The sequence below is a fragment of the Streptomyces sp. NPDC052016 genome, from assembly GCF_044548445.1.
Taxonomy (GTDB): domain Bacteria; phylum Actinomycetota; class Actinomycetes; order Streptomycetales; family Streptomycetaceae; genus Streptomyces.
Map to the genome: position 1 here is coordinate 122,764 of NZ_JBIUBX010000017.1, position 15,205 is coordinate 137,968.

Annotated in this window: 13 protein-coding genes and 2 pseudogenes; 10 read left to right on the plus strand and 5 right to left on the minus strand. The window is 72.3% G+C overall.

The window, feature by feature from the left end; translation table 11 throughout:
* Positions 1-110 precede the first annotated feature (110 nt).
* Positions 111-503 carry a DUF5958 family protein gene (locus ACIHAR_RS22125; protein ID WP_400021213.1) on the plus strand — a complete coding sequence of 131 codons (393 nt, stop codon included), beginning with the start codon at positions 111-113 and terminating at the stop codon, positions 501-503.
* 81 nt (positions 504-584) lie between these two features.
* Here ACIHAR_RS22125 and ACIHAR_RS22130 read toward each other — a convergent pair whose 3' ends face one another.
* A complete protein-coding gene (locus ACIHAR_RS22130; protein ID WP_400021215.1) occupies positions 585-1,088 on the minus strand; it encodes a hypothetical protein in 504 nt (167 codons plus the stop codon).
* 62 nt (positions 1,089-1,150) lie between these two features.
* Positions 1,151-2,062: pseudogene (gene dapA / locus ACIHAR_RS22135) on the minus strand (4-hydroxy-tetrahydrodipicolinate synthase).
* A gap of 365 nt (positions 2,063-2,427) precedes the next feature.
* Here dapA and ACIHAR_RS22140 point away from each other — a divergent pair.
* Together ACIHAR_RS22140 and ACIHAR_RS22145 are read left to right on the plus strand one after the other, a co-directional pair.
* A complete protein-coding gene (locus ACIHAR_RS22140; RefSeq protein ID WP_365462724.1) occupies positions 2,428-2,847 on the plus strand; it encodes a phage holin family protein in 420 nt (139 codons plus the stop codon).
* Positions 2,844-3,410: a DUF3618 domain-containing protein gene (locus ACIHAR_RS22145; RefSeq protein WP_365462722.1), complete on the plus strand. Its 567-nt coding sequence runs from the start codon at positions 2,844-2,846 to the stop codon at positions 3,408-3,410. Before ACIHAR_RS22140 ends, ACIHAR_RS22145 begins: the two co-directional genes overlap by 4 nt.
* Positions 3,411-3,502: 92 nt before the next feature.
* Here the strand turns inward: ACIHAR_RS22145 and ACIHAR_RS22150 are convergent, their stop codons facing one another.
* The gene (locus ACIHAR_RS22150; protein WP_365462720.1) at positions 3,503-4,519 is read right to left on the minus strand and encodes a YihY/virulence factor BrkB family protein; all 1,017 of its coding nucleotides are present in this window, start codon (positions 4,517-4,519) and stop codon (positions 3,503-3,505) included.
* Positions 4,520-4,597: 78 nt separating this feature from the next.
* Between ACIHAR_RS22150 and ACIHAR_RS22155 the strand changes: the two genes are divergently transcribed.
* On the plus strand, positions 4,598-5,284 hold the full coding sequence (locus tag ACIHAR_RS22155; RefSeq protein WP_400021218.1) for a hypothetical protein: 687 nt from the start codon (positions 4,598-4,600) through the stop codon (positions 5,282-5,284).
* Positions 5,285-5,355: 71 nt separating this feature from the next.
* Here ACIHAR_RS22155 and ACIHAR_RS22160 read toward each other — a convergent pair whose 3' ends face one another.
* Positions 5,356-7,182 carry an endonuclease/exonuclease/phosphatase family protein gene (locus tag ACIHAR_RS22160; protein ID WP_400021220.1) on the minus strand — a complete coding sequence of 609 codons (1,827 nt, stop codon included), beginning with the start codon at positions 7,180-7,182 and terminating at the stop codon, positions 5,356-5,358.
* A gap of 252 nt (positions 7,183-7,434) precedes the next feature.
* Between ACIHAR_RS22160 and ACIHAR_RS22165 the strand changes: the two genes are divergently transcribed.
* The 6 genes and pseudogenes from ACIHAR_RS22165 (at position 7,435) to ACIHAR_RS22190 (ending at position 13,716) form a co-directional block, all read left to right on the plus strand.
* Positions 7,435-8,862 carry a hypothetical protein gene (locus ACIHAR_RS22165; RefSeq protein WP_365462714.1) on the plus strand — a complete coding sequence of 476 codons (1,428 nt, stop codon included), beginning with the start codon at positions 7,435-7,437 and terminating at the stop codon, positions 8,860-8,862.
* Between the two features lie 176 nt (positions 8,863-9,038).
* Entirely contained in the window at positions 9,039-10,484 is a 1,446-nt protein-coding gene (locus ACIHAR_RS22170; RefSeq protein WP_400021223.1) for an alkaline phosphatase PhoX, read from the plus strand.
* A gap of 493 nt (positions 10,485-10,977) precedes the next feature.
* Positions 10,978-11,274 (plus strand): annotated as a pseudogene (locus ACIHAR_RS22175) (TROVE domain-containing protein); the annotation flags it as partial.
* A gap of 63 nt (positions 11,275-11,337) precedes the next feature.
* Positions 11,338-11,988: a GntR family transcriptional regulator gene (locus tag ACIHAR_RS22180; protein WP_365462708.1), complete on the plus strand. Its 651-nt coding sequence runs from the start codon at positions 11,338-11,340 to the stop codon at positions 11,986-11,988.
* Between the two features lie 22 nt (positions 11,989-12,010).
* Entirely contained in the window at positions 12,011-13,039 is a 1,029-nt protein-coding gene (locus ACIHAR_RS22185; protein WP_400021225.1) for a 1-aminocyclopropane-1-carboxylate deaminase, read from the plus strand.
* Positions 13,040-13,143: 104 nt separating this feature from the next.
* The gene (locus ACIHAR_RS22190; protein ID WP_365462704.1) at positions 13,144-13,716 is read left to right on the plus strand and encodes a helix-turn-helix domain-containing protein; all 573 of its coding nucleotides are present in this window, start codon (positions 13,144-13,146) and stop codon (positions 13,714-13,716) included.
* A 54-nt stretch (positions 13,717-13,770) separates the two neighbouring features.
* Here the strand turns inward: ACIHAR_RS22190 and ACIHAR_RS22195 are convergent, their stop codons facing one another.
* Entirely contained in the window at positions 13,771-14,985 is a 1,215-nt protein-coding gene (locus ACIHAR_RS22195; RefSeq protein ID WP_400021228.1) for a TerD family protein, read from the minus strand.
* Positions 14,986-15,205: the final 220 nt, after the last annotated feature.

Genomic DNA, 15,205 nt, shown 5'->3' on the forward strand with positions numbered 1-15,205 from the left:
CTGTCGAGCTGTCGGCAGCTGTCGGCGTTGGTCATCGTTGAGCGCCCTTCCACGGCCTGAGGCGGCCCGGGAGGGCGCTCGGTGCTGACCCACGGAGATGGAATCCTGCGGTGTACGCACACGAGGTGATCCTGAACGGTCTCGCACAGGGGCTCAGACCGGTGGCCGAGGGCGTCGAGTGGTTCGAAGGCCTCTCAGAGGATGACCAACGCAAGGTCCTGCACTCATTGGTGTTGTTCTGCGGGCAGGCCCGCGCCTGCGAGGAGGACGTGTCGGAGAGCATCGCGCGTTCCGGCATCCGCCCCACACACACGCCGGCGGTGATGCTCACGAAGTGGCGCTTCGGAATGGAAGCACTTCCGGCCCACGAACTCACCCAGTCCTTCCGCCTGCTCGTCGCCCTCTTCAGCATTGCGGACACCCGCCGGCGGACGTTGTACTGCACCGGAGGGTGTGGTCACGCATGGCACAACCTGCCGGATCCGCCACGCGACGCCACCTGAGATGCTTGCCCTGGGTCTTGCCGGGGATCTTGGTGAGCTGCGCTTTCGCTGCTGGTGCGGCGGCCACGGAAGGGGGCGGCGTCACGACGGGAGTTCCTTCGCGAACGCCGTCAGCGCCGCGAAGTCGGGGTCGCGCAGTCCGATCCGCGGGTTGACGTGGTGCAGCAGGGCGGCCGCGGGGTGGTGCCGGGCGACGTACGCCTGGTCGGCGGGGGACTGCTCGTCGTCCACCCAGGCGAAGGGCCGTCCCGCGGCGTGCGCCACGAGGACCTCCGTCTTCCAGTGCACCAGGTCGTCCCGCACGGCGAACAGCCGCTCGCCGAAGTCCACGTAGGGCAACTCGGGCAGCCCGATCACAGGGGCGATCCACCGGTTGGCCTCGCCCATCCATGTGGTGGCCCAGCACAGCTCGTAGGGCAACGCCAGCAGGGCGGCCCCGTGCCCGGGATGCAGCCACACGCGCAGCGGACGGCCGGGGCGCACGGCGGCCCTGATGGTCGTGTAGCCCGCGGGCCGACGTTCCGGCTTGGCCGCGTAGGGGTTGAGGGGCCCGTCGACGTCGAGGTAGAGCAACGGTCGGCGCATCGGGCCACGGTAGGCGGGACGGTGATGATCCGACCAGGATCAGCGGACCGAACTGCCCGGGATCAGACGACCGGCTCGGCCGCCAGTCGTGCGTAGGCCGCCCGCAAGGCGTCGGCCGTCTCCGGCCGGGCATCCCGCAGCGGCGCCCGGACAGGTCCGGCGGGCAGGCCCAGTGAGGTGAGGAGGGCCTTGGCGGTGACCGTGCCGGGCGTGCCCGAGGCCATCATGGTCTCGATGAGCTCCATGGCCCGTCGCTGGAGCCGCGCCGCCCGCCCGGTGTCTCCGGCGTCGAACGCGTCGATGATCGCCCGGAATTGCTCCGGCACGACGTTGGCGACGGTGCTGACGTATCCCACGGCGCCCACCGCGTACAGCGCGAGGATCTGCTCGTCGCAGCCCGCCTAGTACGCCAACTCGGTGCGGGACAGCACCTTCTGGGTGCCGAGGAGGTCGTAGGCGCAGTCCTTGACGGCGACGATCCGGGGGTGTCCGGCGAGACGGATCAGCGTGTCCGGTTCGATGCGGGTGCCGGTGCGCCCGGGGATGTCGTACAGCATGACGGGCAGCCCGCAGCCGTCCGCGACCTCCCGGAAGTGTGCTTCCAGGGCGTCCTGGGGTGGCCGGCTGTAGTAGGGGCTGACCACCAGCACCCCGTCCGCGCCGGCCTTCTCGGCGGCGCGGGCGAGGTCGACGGTGTGGCGGGTGTCGGCGGTGCCGACACCCGCCACCAGGGGGACGCCGTCGCCGACGGCCGCCCGCACCGCCCGCACCAGCTCCGCCTTCTCGGCGTCCGTGGTCGTCGGCGACTCCCCGGTCGTCCCGGACAGCACGAGCCCGTCGCAGCCTCCCGCCACCAGCCGCCCGGCGAGCCGCTGGGCACCGTCGAGGTCGAGGACACCCGCCTCGGTGAAGGGGGTGATCATCGCGCAGAGGGCGCGTCCGAAGGGCGGCGTGGAGGAGTCGGAGTGCGTCATGGGGTCAGTCTCGACCTGTCGATCACGTAGCTCCACTTAAATTTTCTGCGAGGTATGTGTAAGGATTGCTGAGACGTCGGGTCGGGAGGACCGGGATCAGCCCGCTGCCGAGCCGGGGGACCGCCGAAGCGGTGCGAGCGCAAGGGGTGGCGCGGCGCCCCGGGCCGGAGCGGTCGACGACGTCGTCCGCCCGGCCCGGGCGTGCCGAACTGGTCGCCGTGGCGGCCCTGTTGCGGGCGCGGCTCGACCGGTGCCGGGCCCGGCCGGCGAGCCCCGGCGAGCGCCGCCCCGGCGAGGCGGCGCAGGGGTAGCGGCGGACCGCCGGGGTACCCGGGTGTTCCGAAACCGAGAGGAGGCGGAACACCGTGACCGGGACCATGGACACCCGGCCCGTCCACGACGGGCACCACACGGTCGGCGAACTCGTCGGCCAGGCCACCGAGCAGCTCTCCCGGCTCGTACGGCAGGAGATCGCCCTCGCCAAGGAGGAGCTGACCGAGAAGGGCCGTCGCGCGGGCCGCGGCGGCGGCATGCTCGGGGCCGCGGGCGCGTTCGCCTACGCAGGTCTGCTCGCCCTCGCCGGCACGGGCGTCGCCGCCCTCTCCCTGGCGCTGCCCGTCTGGGCCGCGGCGCTGATCGTCACGGCGGTGCTGTTCGTGATCGCCGCCGTGCTGGCCGCGATCGGCCGCGGTCAGTTGCGCCGGGCGACACCCCCGACCCCCAAGGAAGCCATCGGCAGCGTCAGGGCGGACGTCGAGGAGATCAGGGAAAGGGCGCACCGATGACGGACAGGACAGGTTCGGACGGTACGGCGAGCGGTGCCGGCGGCTCCGCGGAGCTGCGTCGGCAGATAGCGGAGACCAGGAGTCAGCTGGGCCAGACGGTGGAGGAGCTCGCGGCGAAGACCGACATCAAGGGCCGGGCACGGGCCCGCGCGGCCGACCTCCGCGACCGCGCCGGCGCGATGACGGTCCAGCTCCGCAGCACGGCGGCCCAGGCGACCCACGCCGTCCAGGACCGGGCGAAGGGTGCGGGGCACATCGTCCAGGACCGGGCGAAGGACACCTCCCACACGCTTCAGGACCGGGCGAAGGGTGCGGGGCACACCGTGCAGGACAAGGCGAAGAGCGCCGGCCACAGCCTTCAGGACCGTGCGAGGGAGACCGGCCACGGCCTGCAGGACACGGTGGCTCGGGCCGGCGACACCGTCGAGCACCGCGCTCCCGCGCCGCTGCGCACGCCGGTGCGATACGCGCGGCAGCACCCGCGGCCGGTGCTGATCGCGGTGGCGGCAGGGGCGACGCTCGCCGCCGCGGCGATGCTGACGTGGCGCCGGGCATCCCACTAGGCGGCAGGAGCGGGCCCGGCACCCCCACTGCGGGTGCCGGGCCCTTCCTCGTTTGCTGTCCGCCTGCCTCGTCCGTCTGCCTCGCCGCCGCATCACCTGCGCGCGGCCCGCCAGACCCCGCTCCCACGGTGTGCCCCGCACCAGGCCGCCCGCAGACGTGCCGGCCACTTCCGCACGTCCCGCGGCTCCACGTACGGCTCCTCCTCCGCCGCCCGCCCGCCGCAGACGACCGCCCGCTCCCGGGCCAGCTCCGCGTCGAACTCCAGCCCCAGCAGGATGGCCAGGTTGCTCAGCCACAGCCACACCAGGAAGACGACGGCACCGGCGAGGGTGCCGTAGGTCCGGTTGTAGAGGGAGAAGTTGGCCGCGTAGACGGCGAACCCGGCGGAGGCGCCCACCCAGATCAGCGTTGCCACGACGCTGCCGGGGGAGATCCAGCGGAAGCCGCGCCCCCGGACGTTGGGGGCCGCCCAGTACAGCAGGGCGATCATCAGCACGACCAGGAGCAGCAGCACCGGCCACTTGACGACGCCCCACACGGCGATCGCCGCGTCACCGACGCCCACCAGCCGCCCGGCCCGCTCGGCGACCGGCCCGGTGAACACGACGATCAGCGCGCTGGCCGCCAGCATCAGCATCAGCGTCAGGGTCAGTGCCAGCCGCAGCGGCGTCAGCTTCCACACCGGGCGGCCCTCCGGCAGGTCGTACACCGCGTTGGCCGCGCGGATGAAGGCGGCGACGTACCCGGAGGCCGACCACAGCGCGGCGAGCAGGCCGACGACCGCGAGCACACTCCCCGTGCCGCCGCTGTCCCCCAGCTGGACCACCGCGTCCCGCAGGATCTCCCGCGCCGGGCCCGGCGCCAACTCGCCCGTGTTGTCGAGGATGTGGTCCGTGGCGCGCTGTCCCACCACCCCCAGCAGCGACACCATCACCAGCAGCGCCGGGAACAGCGACAGAACGCCGTAGTACGTCAACGCGGCCGCCCGGTCGGAGAGTTCGTCGTCGAACAGCTCCTTCGCCGTGCGCCGGGCCACCGCCCACCACGACCGTGCGGGCAACCGCCCGGGACTGTCCCTGCCGTCCGTGTCGTCCGTGTCTTCGTCCATGACCGGCGGGTTGCCCGAAAGCCGGTCGCGAACCGCGGACTTGACCTGAATCATGGTTGAGGTCGGAACGTGGTGGACATGACTCGTCGTACCGACACCCACCCCGACGTCACCGACCCGCGCGTCGGCGCCCCCTTCTTCAGCACCTGGCGCGTCGGCACACCCGAACGCCAGGCCAGGGCGGTCGAGGCCGTCGCGCACACCTGGGAGCGGCGCCCCTGGCCCACCGCCGACCTGCTCGGTTACCACCTCTACACCGGCCACGACGGCTCGACCCTGCTGCACCATTCCCGATGGACGGGCGAGCAGGCCTACGAGGCCTTCGTCAGGACCCACCGGCAGGAACGCAACGACGAGATCGACACCGCCGTGCCCGGCATCGAGCGGCAGTGGCTCGGCCGCTACCGGCGCCACCGCAGCCGTGAGCGCGCCGCCGGCGACACCCGGGTCCCGGGACTGATCGTCACCGTACGGATCGACTTCGCACCGGACGCCGCCGAGCACCGCGCCGACTGGGCCGATCTCGTCCTGAAGTCCCTCGCCGACGACCCCGACGGCCACCGCGGCCTGATCTCCGCCCACTTCCACCTCAGCACCGACGGCACCCACATCCTGAACTACGCCGAGTGGGAGAGCGCGCGGGCCTACGACGAGAGCGTGGCCGCGCCGGAGAAGGAGTCGTGGGAGCGGGTGCGGACGTACCCCGGGGTCAAGGGCTTCACCGGCAGCCGCTTCGCCCACGCCGTCGGTCTCGTGCCGGACTGACGCCCGGCGGACGTGCGGCGGGGCCGCCCGGACGGGTGTCCGGGCGGCCCCGCGCCGTGCTCCGGCCGGCGTCACGGCTTGAAGCGCAGCACCTGCGGGTCGTGGTCGCTGATCTGGTCGTTGAACTCCGCGTTGATGTGCACGCTGTCGTACTCGAAGTCGCAGCCGCGCCGGATCGACGGGCTGACCAGGATCTGGTCGAGGACCTGGCTGTTGCCCTGGTAGACGTAGGAGTAACGCTCGCTCCTCGGCAGCGACTTGATGGCCGACCACAACTCGCCGTCGCCCTCGAGGATCTGGGCGGTGCCGGAGAACTCGAAGTCGTTGATGTCGCCGAGCGCTATGACGTCCGCGTTCTTCTGGATGTCGAGGACGTCCTTGACGAAGGCGTTGACGAGCGCCGCCTGCTGGTGGCGCTGGGACTCGGAGCTGCGCGCCACCGGCTGGTACTGCGAGGTCAGCCCCTGGTCGCCGCCCTTGGAGTTGAAGTGGTTGGCGATCACGAAGACCGTGCGGCCCCGGAAGACGAACTCGCCGACCAGCGGCTTGCGGCTGGACTTCCAGGCCGTGTTCGCCGGGTCGACGCGGCCGGGGGAGACCGTCAGGGCGGCCTTGCCGCGCTCCTCGGTGACCCCGACGGCGGTCGTGGCGTCGCCGCCCGCGCGGTCGGTGAAGGAGACCCGCTCCGGGTTGAACAGGAACACCTGGCGGATGTTGCCGCCCGGCTCGCCGCCGTCGGTGTCGTCCGCCGGGTCGATCGCGCGCCAGTCGTACCGGGGGCCGCCCGCCGCGACGACCGCGTCGATCAGCTGGGTCACCGTCCGGTCGGCGGCCACGGTGCCGTCGTTCGTCGCGCCGTTGTTGTCCTGGATCTCCTCCAGGGACACGATGTCGGGCGACTGCAGGTTGTTCACGATCGCGGAGGCGTGCTCCTCGAAGGTGGCGTCGGACGGGTCGAGGTTCTCGACGTTGTACGTCGCGACCGCCAGCTCGCCCTTCTTCTGCTTCCGCGTCGTCTCACGCTCCAGCCCGGCGCTCTTCAGGGTACCGAGCTGGTTGGCGACGAGGGTGTAGCCGCCGAACTGGTTGTAGTCCAGCGGGCCCGCGGTGACGCCGGTGAGCGAGTCGCCGACGTTCGCCGTCGGGAAGTCGGCGACCTTGCCGAGCGACTGGATCATCAGCCGGCCGGTGTTCTGGGAGTCGTAGGAGCCGTAGACCGTACCGCCGCGGCGGTTGCGGTTCTCCCACGGCTTCACCGTGACCCACAGCTCGGTGTACGGGTCGGTGGCGCCGACCACGCGGACGTCGGAGACCTGGACGTTCATGCCCTCCAGGGACTCGTAGCGGTCCAGGGCGTACTGCGTGGGCCGCAGGGGGAGGCCGTTGATCGAGTTGTTCGCCGCCGGGTCGCCGGCCGGGGCGTACGCCGCCGGGACCGACCCGGCGTCGACGACGGTCGCGGCAGGGACGGCGTTGCCACTGGAGACGACGGTCACGGTCGGGCGGACGATCTCCGTCAGCGCCTGGTTGCCGGACGAGGTGCCGCCGGGGACGAACTCCGAGACCGTGCCGGACACGGTGACCGCGTCGCCCACCGCGACCTTCGGGGTGGAACTGGTGAAGACGAAGACGCCCTCGCTGGTGGCCGGGTCGGCGTCGGGGTTCGGGTCCTGGATCCAGAAGCCTCTGGAGGAGCCGTAGGTGCGTACGCCGGTGACAATTCCGGTCACGTCCGTGACCTGCTTCCCGGCGTACGGCGAGACGCGCGTGGTGCCCTGGATGTCGTGGATGCGCACCGAGTCGGCGTGCGCGGGCGCGGCGATGACGACGGTGGACGCCGCGGAGCACACGGCGGCGACGGTGAGCGCGGCGAGGCGCGCGGAAGACCTGCTAGGCAACGGATTCCCTCCGGGGACGTGCATGAGCGCCGGGACGAGGGTGAGGCGTGGGACGCGGACGACGCGCGGAGAAAAAACAGTGAACACCTGTCCCCCCAACTTCTACGCGCGTCAATCTCGTGCCTGCCCAGGTCAGTTGTCAAGGTTCCAGCCATGTACGGAAGCCGTCCGGGAGATGAACCGGGCGGCATGGGTGGATATCCGTCTAGGCTGAGCGACTGAGTGGCACGACCGTCCTAGGAGAACCAGCCGATGTCAGACAGCTCCCCCCTGCCGCCCGTACGGCTGCACCCCGAAGCGGAGCTGGCGCGCGACGCGCTGTCGACCCCGTTGCTCTCCCGCGCCGCCCGCCTCGCCCGCTGGGCCGGTCCCGACACCCGGGTCGACGCCGGGGGCGGACTCGTCGAGGAACAGCTGCCGGCCGCCGCCGAGGTGCTCGGCCTGACCGGCGACGAGGCCGCCGCGTACGCGAGCGAGGCCTGGCGGATCGCGGTGGACGCCGGGCTCGTCGAGATCGCCGACGAGGAGGCCGGCACCGTCACCGCCGGCGAGGACCTCGCCCTCCTCACCGGCGGCTCCCCGCACGACGTCCTCGCAGTCTGGCTCGGCGCCCTGGAGGCGGTGCTCGCCGAGGCGAGCGTGCCCGACCTCGACGAACTGATCGAGGCCATGGACGAGGGCGGGGAGGTCGACTTCTCCCGCCTCGACTGGGACCCCGAGGCCGAGGCCGCCTTCCTCGACGGCGTGCTCGGCAACCTCTACCTGCTCACCGCCGGCGAGGACGGCCCCGGCGGCGGCCCCGTGCCGCTGCCCGCGCTCGCCGCCTCCGTGATCGTCCCCGGTGACATGAGCGAACCCACCAACGACATACTGGAGCAGGTCTCCGACGCGATGATGCGCCTGGACGACCAGTTCCGGCTCCTGGAACCGATCGGCCTGGTCGTCTACCAGCCCGTCGACGAGGCCCTGATGGGCGAGCCCGAGGAGGAGCCGGCCGCGCCCGTCGACGAGACCGACGTCTCCCGCTACGGCATGGTCCGCCTGACCCCGCTCGGCCAGTACGGCCTGCGGGCCCGTCTGCTGGAGTCCGGTTTCGAGGCGCCCGCCGTCGGCGACCTCGCCGACAAGGGCGCCGACGCCCTCCTCGACGGCAGCGCCTCCTACGGCCCGCATGCCGCGCGCGCCGAGACCGAGCAGTGGCTGGCGCGCCGCGAACCGGTCGCCGCCGCACGGGAGTTGCTCGCCGCCGCCCGCGGCTCCGACAAGGGCGCGCCGCTGCGCCGGCTGCGCTGCCAGCAGGCCCTCTCCCTCGTCGGCGGACAGGCCGAACCCGCGGTGCGCGAGGTGCTCGACGACCCCGAGCTCGGCGGCCTCGCCCGGGTCTGGCTCAGCGAGCTGGGCGCCGCGGACGTACCGGCCCCCTCCGAGGACATGGTCTTCTGGCTGACCATCGACACCGTGGCCGCGCAACTGGCCGCCGAGGGCAACTCGGAGGAGCTCCAGGGCCTGGTCGAGGGACTCGCCCAGCAGCACAGCGGCTTCTTCGCGGCGGCCTGGCGGGTGGAGCACCCGGCCACGGCCGACGTCCTGGAGGCGATGGGCCGGCTGCACCCCGACAAGCGCATCGCCAAGGAGGCCCGCAAGGCCGCCTTCAAGGCGCGGTCCCAGCAGGGCGGCTGACACACGCACCGGGAAGAGGCCCCACGGCCTCTTCCCACCCCGGCCCCCACGGACGCACGCAAGCAGTCCACCCGAAGTCTCCCGCCGTTCAACCCGCGTTCAGGCATGGGCGAAACGGTGTCGCCGACCCGAGGTCCGCCACCCTCCACGGCACACCCACCGTCTCAGGAGACACCATGTCGCTCACCCGCAGGGACTTCGCCAGAACATCCGCGGTCACCGGTGCCGGAGTCGTGCTGGCGGGCAGCGTCGGCGCCCTCGCCAGCGCGCCCGGCGCCCTCGCGTCGACGGACACCGAGCGCTCCGGGGAGGCGTCGACGGCCGCGCACGGCGGGGTCGGCTACGGACCGCTGATCCCCGACCCCCAGGGCGTGCTCGCGCTGCCCGCCGGATTCACCTACCGCGTCCTCACCCACAGCGGGCGGACCAAGCTGGAGTCGGGCGAGTTCACCCCCTCCCACCACGACGGCACGGCCACCTTCGACGGCCCGCGCGGCACCACCCTCCTCGTCAACAACCACGAGCTGAAGGGACCGCGCGCCAACTGGGAGTACCCCGTGCCGCTCACCGAGGGCCTGGTCTACGACCCGGCCGCGTCCGGCGGCTGCACGGTCGTCGAGGTGCGCCCCGACGGCCGGGTCGCCGAGTGGGTGGGCATCGCCGGCACCTCCACCAACTGCGCGGGCGGCCGCACCCCGTGGGACACCTGGCTGACCTGCGAGGAGAACTCCGACCGGGCCGGCGTCAACGGCATGACGAAGGACCACGGCTACGTCTTCGAGGTCGACCCTGTCGACCGGCGCGCCAACAAGGACCCCAAGCCCCTGAAGTTCTTCGGCCGGTACGACCACGAGGCCGTCGTCATCGACCCCAGGCGCGGCCACGCCTACCTCACCGAGGACGCCGCGAACCCCAACGGCCTCTTCTTCCGCTGGACCCCGCCGAAGGGCTTCGAGCACGGCCGCGGGAGGTTCCGGACCCTCGCCGACGACGCCGGCGTCCTGCAGGCCCCCAAGTGCTACGACTCCGGCGGCAAGTTCGTCGACGACCTCTCCCGCGCCACGCGGATCGGCACGGTCTACGGCGTCGACTGGGTGGACGTCCCCGACCGCGACGCGCGGACCACGCCCGTCCGCAAGCAGTTCTCCGCCGGCGAGATCACCCGCGCCCGCAAGCTGGAGGGCATGTGGTGGGGCGACGGCGGCGCGTACATCGTCTCCTCCTACGCGCGCGAGGAGAGCCCCGGCCAGCACGACGGCCAGGTCTGGTTCTACGACCCCAAGCGCCGCACCCTCACCCTGAAGGTCCTGCTCGGCGTGAACCCCGACCCCTCCGCCGACGGAGCCTTCGACGGCCCCGACAACATCACCGTCTCCCCCTACGGGGGCCTCGTCATCGCCGAGGACGGCGAGGGCGTGTCCCACCTCTTCGGCGCCACCGACAGCGGCCGCACGTACCCCATCGCCCGCAATGAACTGAACATCGGCACCGAGGAGGAGCCCGAGTACAGCGAGTTCGCCGGGGTGACCTTCTCGCCCGACGGCCGCACCCTGTTCGCGAACATCCAGACCCCCGGCATCCTGCTCGCCATCACCGGGCCCTGGAAGCGCCGGCGCCGCTGATAAATTCGTTCGCCCGTCCCGCGGTACGCCTCCTAGAGTGATGAACGTCCAGGTGCGAAGGCAGGACCTACTTCCACTCATAATGGGGCGGCCGCGGGTTCGAGTCCCGCCACCGGTACAACGCGCCGGTGTAGCTCAGGGGCCAGAGCACCTGATGTCGGTTCCGCCGACCTGAACTCTGGACACCACAACTTCATGCACCTCCCGGTGCGCAGGCTGCGGCTACTTCTTCTCTCAAAAGAATCCCATGCCGCCGCCGACTTGATCTCGGGAGGCGCAGCTCAAGGTGGGTGCCCGGTGCGCAGGCAGCGGATACTTCGGCACTGGTGAGGGAAACCCCTTGTGCGGGTTCGAATCCCGTCATCGACTTCGGGTCGGTGTGGCGGAACGGAAGACGCGCCAGTTATCAGCAACCGCAGTCGAATTCGACCTCGGGCACCCTCCTTTTGCTGCGCCTCCCTCCGAAACCGACTCGACTCGGGGGAATTCAGCAATGGCGCGCTTCAACACGCGTACCGCGAAGGCACGGCCCGTCTCGCCCGTGAGGACCACGGGCCGTGCGCTCCACACCGCTCTCGGCGGCCGGGGCCACGAGCGCGACGCCCGGTCCGAGCTGTTCCTGCTCGCGGTCGCCCATTTCGTCTCCCAGCAGACCTTCCACGAGTCCGGCGCCGACCGCGACGACCGCTTCGTGGAGCTCGTCCGCGAGCTCGCCGTCAGCGACCCGGCCTGGACGGCCGGCCTGCTCGGCTGGCGGGCCCGCAGGGGCCCGCACTCCACCGCGTACGTCCGTACGAGGGTGCCGAGTGCGGGCCCCTTGTCCGTCACCTGACTGACATCTAACATTTCAGTTGTGGAGCCCCTACGACCCGTGCCCCGCACCCTTCTCCGGGAGCGCGCGTACGCCGCCATCCGGGACGCCATCGTCACCGGTGAGATCGAGCCGGGTGCGGTGGTGCGGGACGCTGATCTCGCGGAGCGGCTCGGGCTGTCGCGGGCGCCGGTGCGGGAAGCCTTCTCGCGGCTCGTGGACGAAGGACTGCTGGAGAGCAAGCCGCAGAGCTACACGCGTGTCACCCCGGTCGTCGCCGCCGACGTACGCGACGCGGCGGCCGTGGTCGGGGCCATGCACGAGCTGGTCGCCCGGGTCGCGGTGCCCCGGCTGTTCGCCGCGGACGTCGAGGCGATGCGCGCCGCCAACGAGCGGTTCGCCGCCGCCGTGGGCACCGGCGACGTGGACGGCGCCCTGCGCGCCGACGACGAACTGCACGACGTCCTGGTGCGGGTCAGCGGCAACCGGGCGGCCGCCGCCACCGTCGCCCGCTACACCCCTCTCATCCGGCGGCTGGAGCGACGGCGCTTCGGCGAGGGCGGCACCTGCCGCTCGGCCGGACTGCACGACCGGCTGATCGAGGCGTGCGCCGACGGTGACGTGGACGAGGCGGTCCGGGTCACGGCGGAGATCTGGCGCACCTTGGCCGACCTGGCCGACTCCGACGACTGACCGACCCTCTCCGGGAGGCCCCATGTCCCTGGCCACGCCGCTCTCCTCCTACGAGCGGTATCCGCTCCTCTTCGGCCCCTCGCCCGTGCACCCGCTGGAACGGCTCACCGCCCACCTCGGCGGCGCCTCCCTGTGGGCCAAGCGCGAGGACTGCAACTCCGGTGTCGCGTACGGCGGGAACAAGACGCGCAAGCTGGAGTACCTGGTCGCCGACGCGCTCGCGCAGGGCTGCGACACGCTCGTGTCGATCGGCGGAGTGCAGTCCAACCACACCCGGCAGGTCGCCGCCGTGGCCGCGCGAGCCGGTCTCAAGTGCGTGCTGGTGCAGGAGAGTTGGGTGGAGTGGCCCGACTCCGTGTACGACAAGGTCGGCAACATCCTGATCAGCCGGCTCGCCGGCGCCGACGTCCGGCTGGTGAGGGCCGGGTTCGGGATCGGGTTCAAGGAGAGCTGGGAACAGGCGCTGCGCGAGGTCGAGGAGTCGGGTGGCAAGCCGTACGCCATCCCGGCGGGCGCCTCGGACCACCCGCTCGGCGGCCTGGGCTTCGCCGGCTGGGCGTACGAAGTGGCCGAGCAGGAGCGGGAGCTGGGCGTCTTCTTCGACACGGTGATCGTCTGTTCGGTGACCGGGTCGACGCAGGCGGGCATGGTCGCCGGGTTCGCGGCGCTCGAGGAGGCGGGCGGGCGGCCCCGGCGGGTGATCGGCGTCGACGCCTCCGCCAAGCCCGCCGAGACCCGGTCGCAGATCGCCCGTATCGCCGACCGCACCGGCCGGCTCATCGGTGTCGGGCGGGAGCTCACCGAGGCGGACGTCGAGCTGGACGAGCGGTACCACGCCGGTGTCTACGGCGTCCCCGACGCGGCCACGCTGGAGGCCATGAAGCTCGCCGCGCGGACCGAGGGAATGGTCACCGACCCGGTCTACGAGGGGAAGTCGATGGCCGGGCTGGTCGACCTGGTCGCCCGCGGCGAGATCGCCCGCGACTCCACCGTGCTCTACGCCCACCTGGGCGGCCAGCCCGCGCTGAACGCGTACAGCGCGCTGTTCTGAGACCCCGGCGATCACCTCGGGTCGGTGCAGGCCGCGACCGGGGACCGTCTCCGCAACGCGCTCGGTACCATACGGAGAGTCCCCGGCTCGCGAGGAGTGACTGGATGGCGCGGGTCAAGCCCATGCGCGCGGACGCCCGCCGCAACTACGAGCGGTTGCTGAAGGCGGCGGCGGAGGCCTTCGCCGAGCACGGGGAGGGCGCGTCCCTCGATGACATCGCCAGGCGGGCGGGGGTCGGCTCCGGGACGCTGTACCGGCACTTCCCCACGCGTCGGGCGTTGCTGGAAGCGGCGTACGTCGACCGGGTCGACGCACTCGCCGCGCGCGCCGGCGAACTCGCAGAGGAGCTGCCGCCGGGCGAGGCGCTGGTGGCCTGGCTGAACGAGCTGTGCGTCGGCACCCTCCAGGTCCGCGGCATGAAGGCCCTGCTCGGGTCGGCCGTCACCGACGGCAGCGTCGCGGCCGTCACCGCCTGCGGCACGCAGGTGCGGCACGCGGCGACCCGGCTGGTCCGGGCGGCTCAGCGGGAGGGGACGCTGCGGGCGGACGTGGAGCCGGTCGATGTGCTGCGGCTGGCGCACGGAGTGGCGACGGCGGCGGAACTGGCGAGCGGGGACGGCGACAGCGTCCGGCGGTACGTGTCGCTGCTGACCGAGGGGCTGCGGCCCGCCCGGTGAGACGGCGGCGGGCGCCCCCCTCGCCGGGGCGCCCTCGGAGGTCGTACGGCCGCTCTAGAGCGCCTGGGCCGCCGGCTTCACCATGTTCCGCACCGTCCGCGCCTTCACGAACTGACCCATCGCCGTCATCTCCCACTCGCCGGAGAACTGACGGATCAGCTTGGCCATCATCACGCCCGTCTGCGGCTCGGCGCTGGTGAGGTCGAAACGGACCAGCTCCTCGCCGGTCGTGCCGTCCAGGAGCCGGCAGTACGCCTTGGCGACCTCGGTGAACTTCTGGCCGGAGAAGGAGTTGACGGTGAAGACCAGGCCCGTGACGTCCTGGGGGAGCCGGCCCAGGTCGACGGCGATCACCTCGTCGTCGCCGCCGCCCTCGCCCGTGAGGTTGTCGCCGGAGTGCTTGATCGCGCCGTTCACGATCGACAGCTTGCCGAAGTAGCAGCTGTCGATGTGGTTGCGCTGGGGGCCGTAGGCGATGACCGAGGCGTCCAGGTCGATGTCCCGGCCGCGGTACGCCGGCTCCCAGCCGAGGCCCATCCTCACCTGGGAGAGCAGCGGGCGGCCGCCCTTCATCAGGGACACGGTCTGGTTCTTCTGCAGGCTGACGCGGCCCTTGTCGAGATTGATCTTCCCGGCGCCCGGTGCGGGCGCGGCGGGCGGTGCCGGCGGGGCCGGGGGAGCGGCCGGGGTGGACAACGGGGGCGCCGGAGGGGTCACCGGCGGCTGCATCGTGGGCGTCGGCGGGGCGGCCGGCTGGGGCGGGGCAGCCGGAGCGGGCTCCTCCACCGTGACGCCGAAGTCGGTGGCGATGCCGGCCAGGCCGTTGGCGTAGCCCTGGCCGACGGCGCGGGCCTTCCAGGCGCCGTTGCGCAGGTAGATCTCCACGATCACCAGGGCCGTCTCGGTGCCGAGCTGCGGGGGCGTGAACGTGGCAAGGACGCTGTTGTCGTCCGCGTTGCGGAGGGTGGCCGTCGGTTCGATGCCCTGGAAGGTCTGGCCGGCGGCGTCCGGGCTGGCGGTGACGACGATCTTCTCGATGCCGGGGGGTACGGCCGACGTGTCGATCGTGATCGCGTCGGGCGTGGTGCCGCCGCCCGAGCGGTACGTCACGCCGGGTCCGGTCGGCTGGTTGTAGAAGATGAAGTCGTCGTCGGAGCGCACCTTGCCGTCGGCGGTGAGCAGCAGGCCCGATACGTCGAGCCGCACCGGAGCGGCGACGTCCACCGTCACGCGGGCGGCGGAGAGGGGGATGTTCGAGCCGGGGGTCATAGCTGTCATGCCAGGTGAACGAGCGAGCGCGTTTTGCCGTTCCCTTACCGTCCCGGTACGGCGGGCCGGTGTCGGCCGCCCGGCTTTTTCGCCCCCGCCGCCCCCTTCCCGACCCGTCCCCGAGGGCTCCGCCCCCGCCCCCCCGACCGGCCGAGCCCCTAAGGCCCCACCACGGGCTGGGCCCCGGTGGGGGCTCAGGGGTCGAGACCCCGGTGTGGGA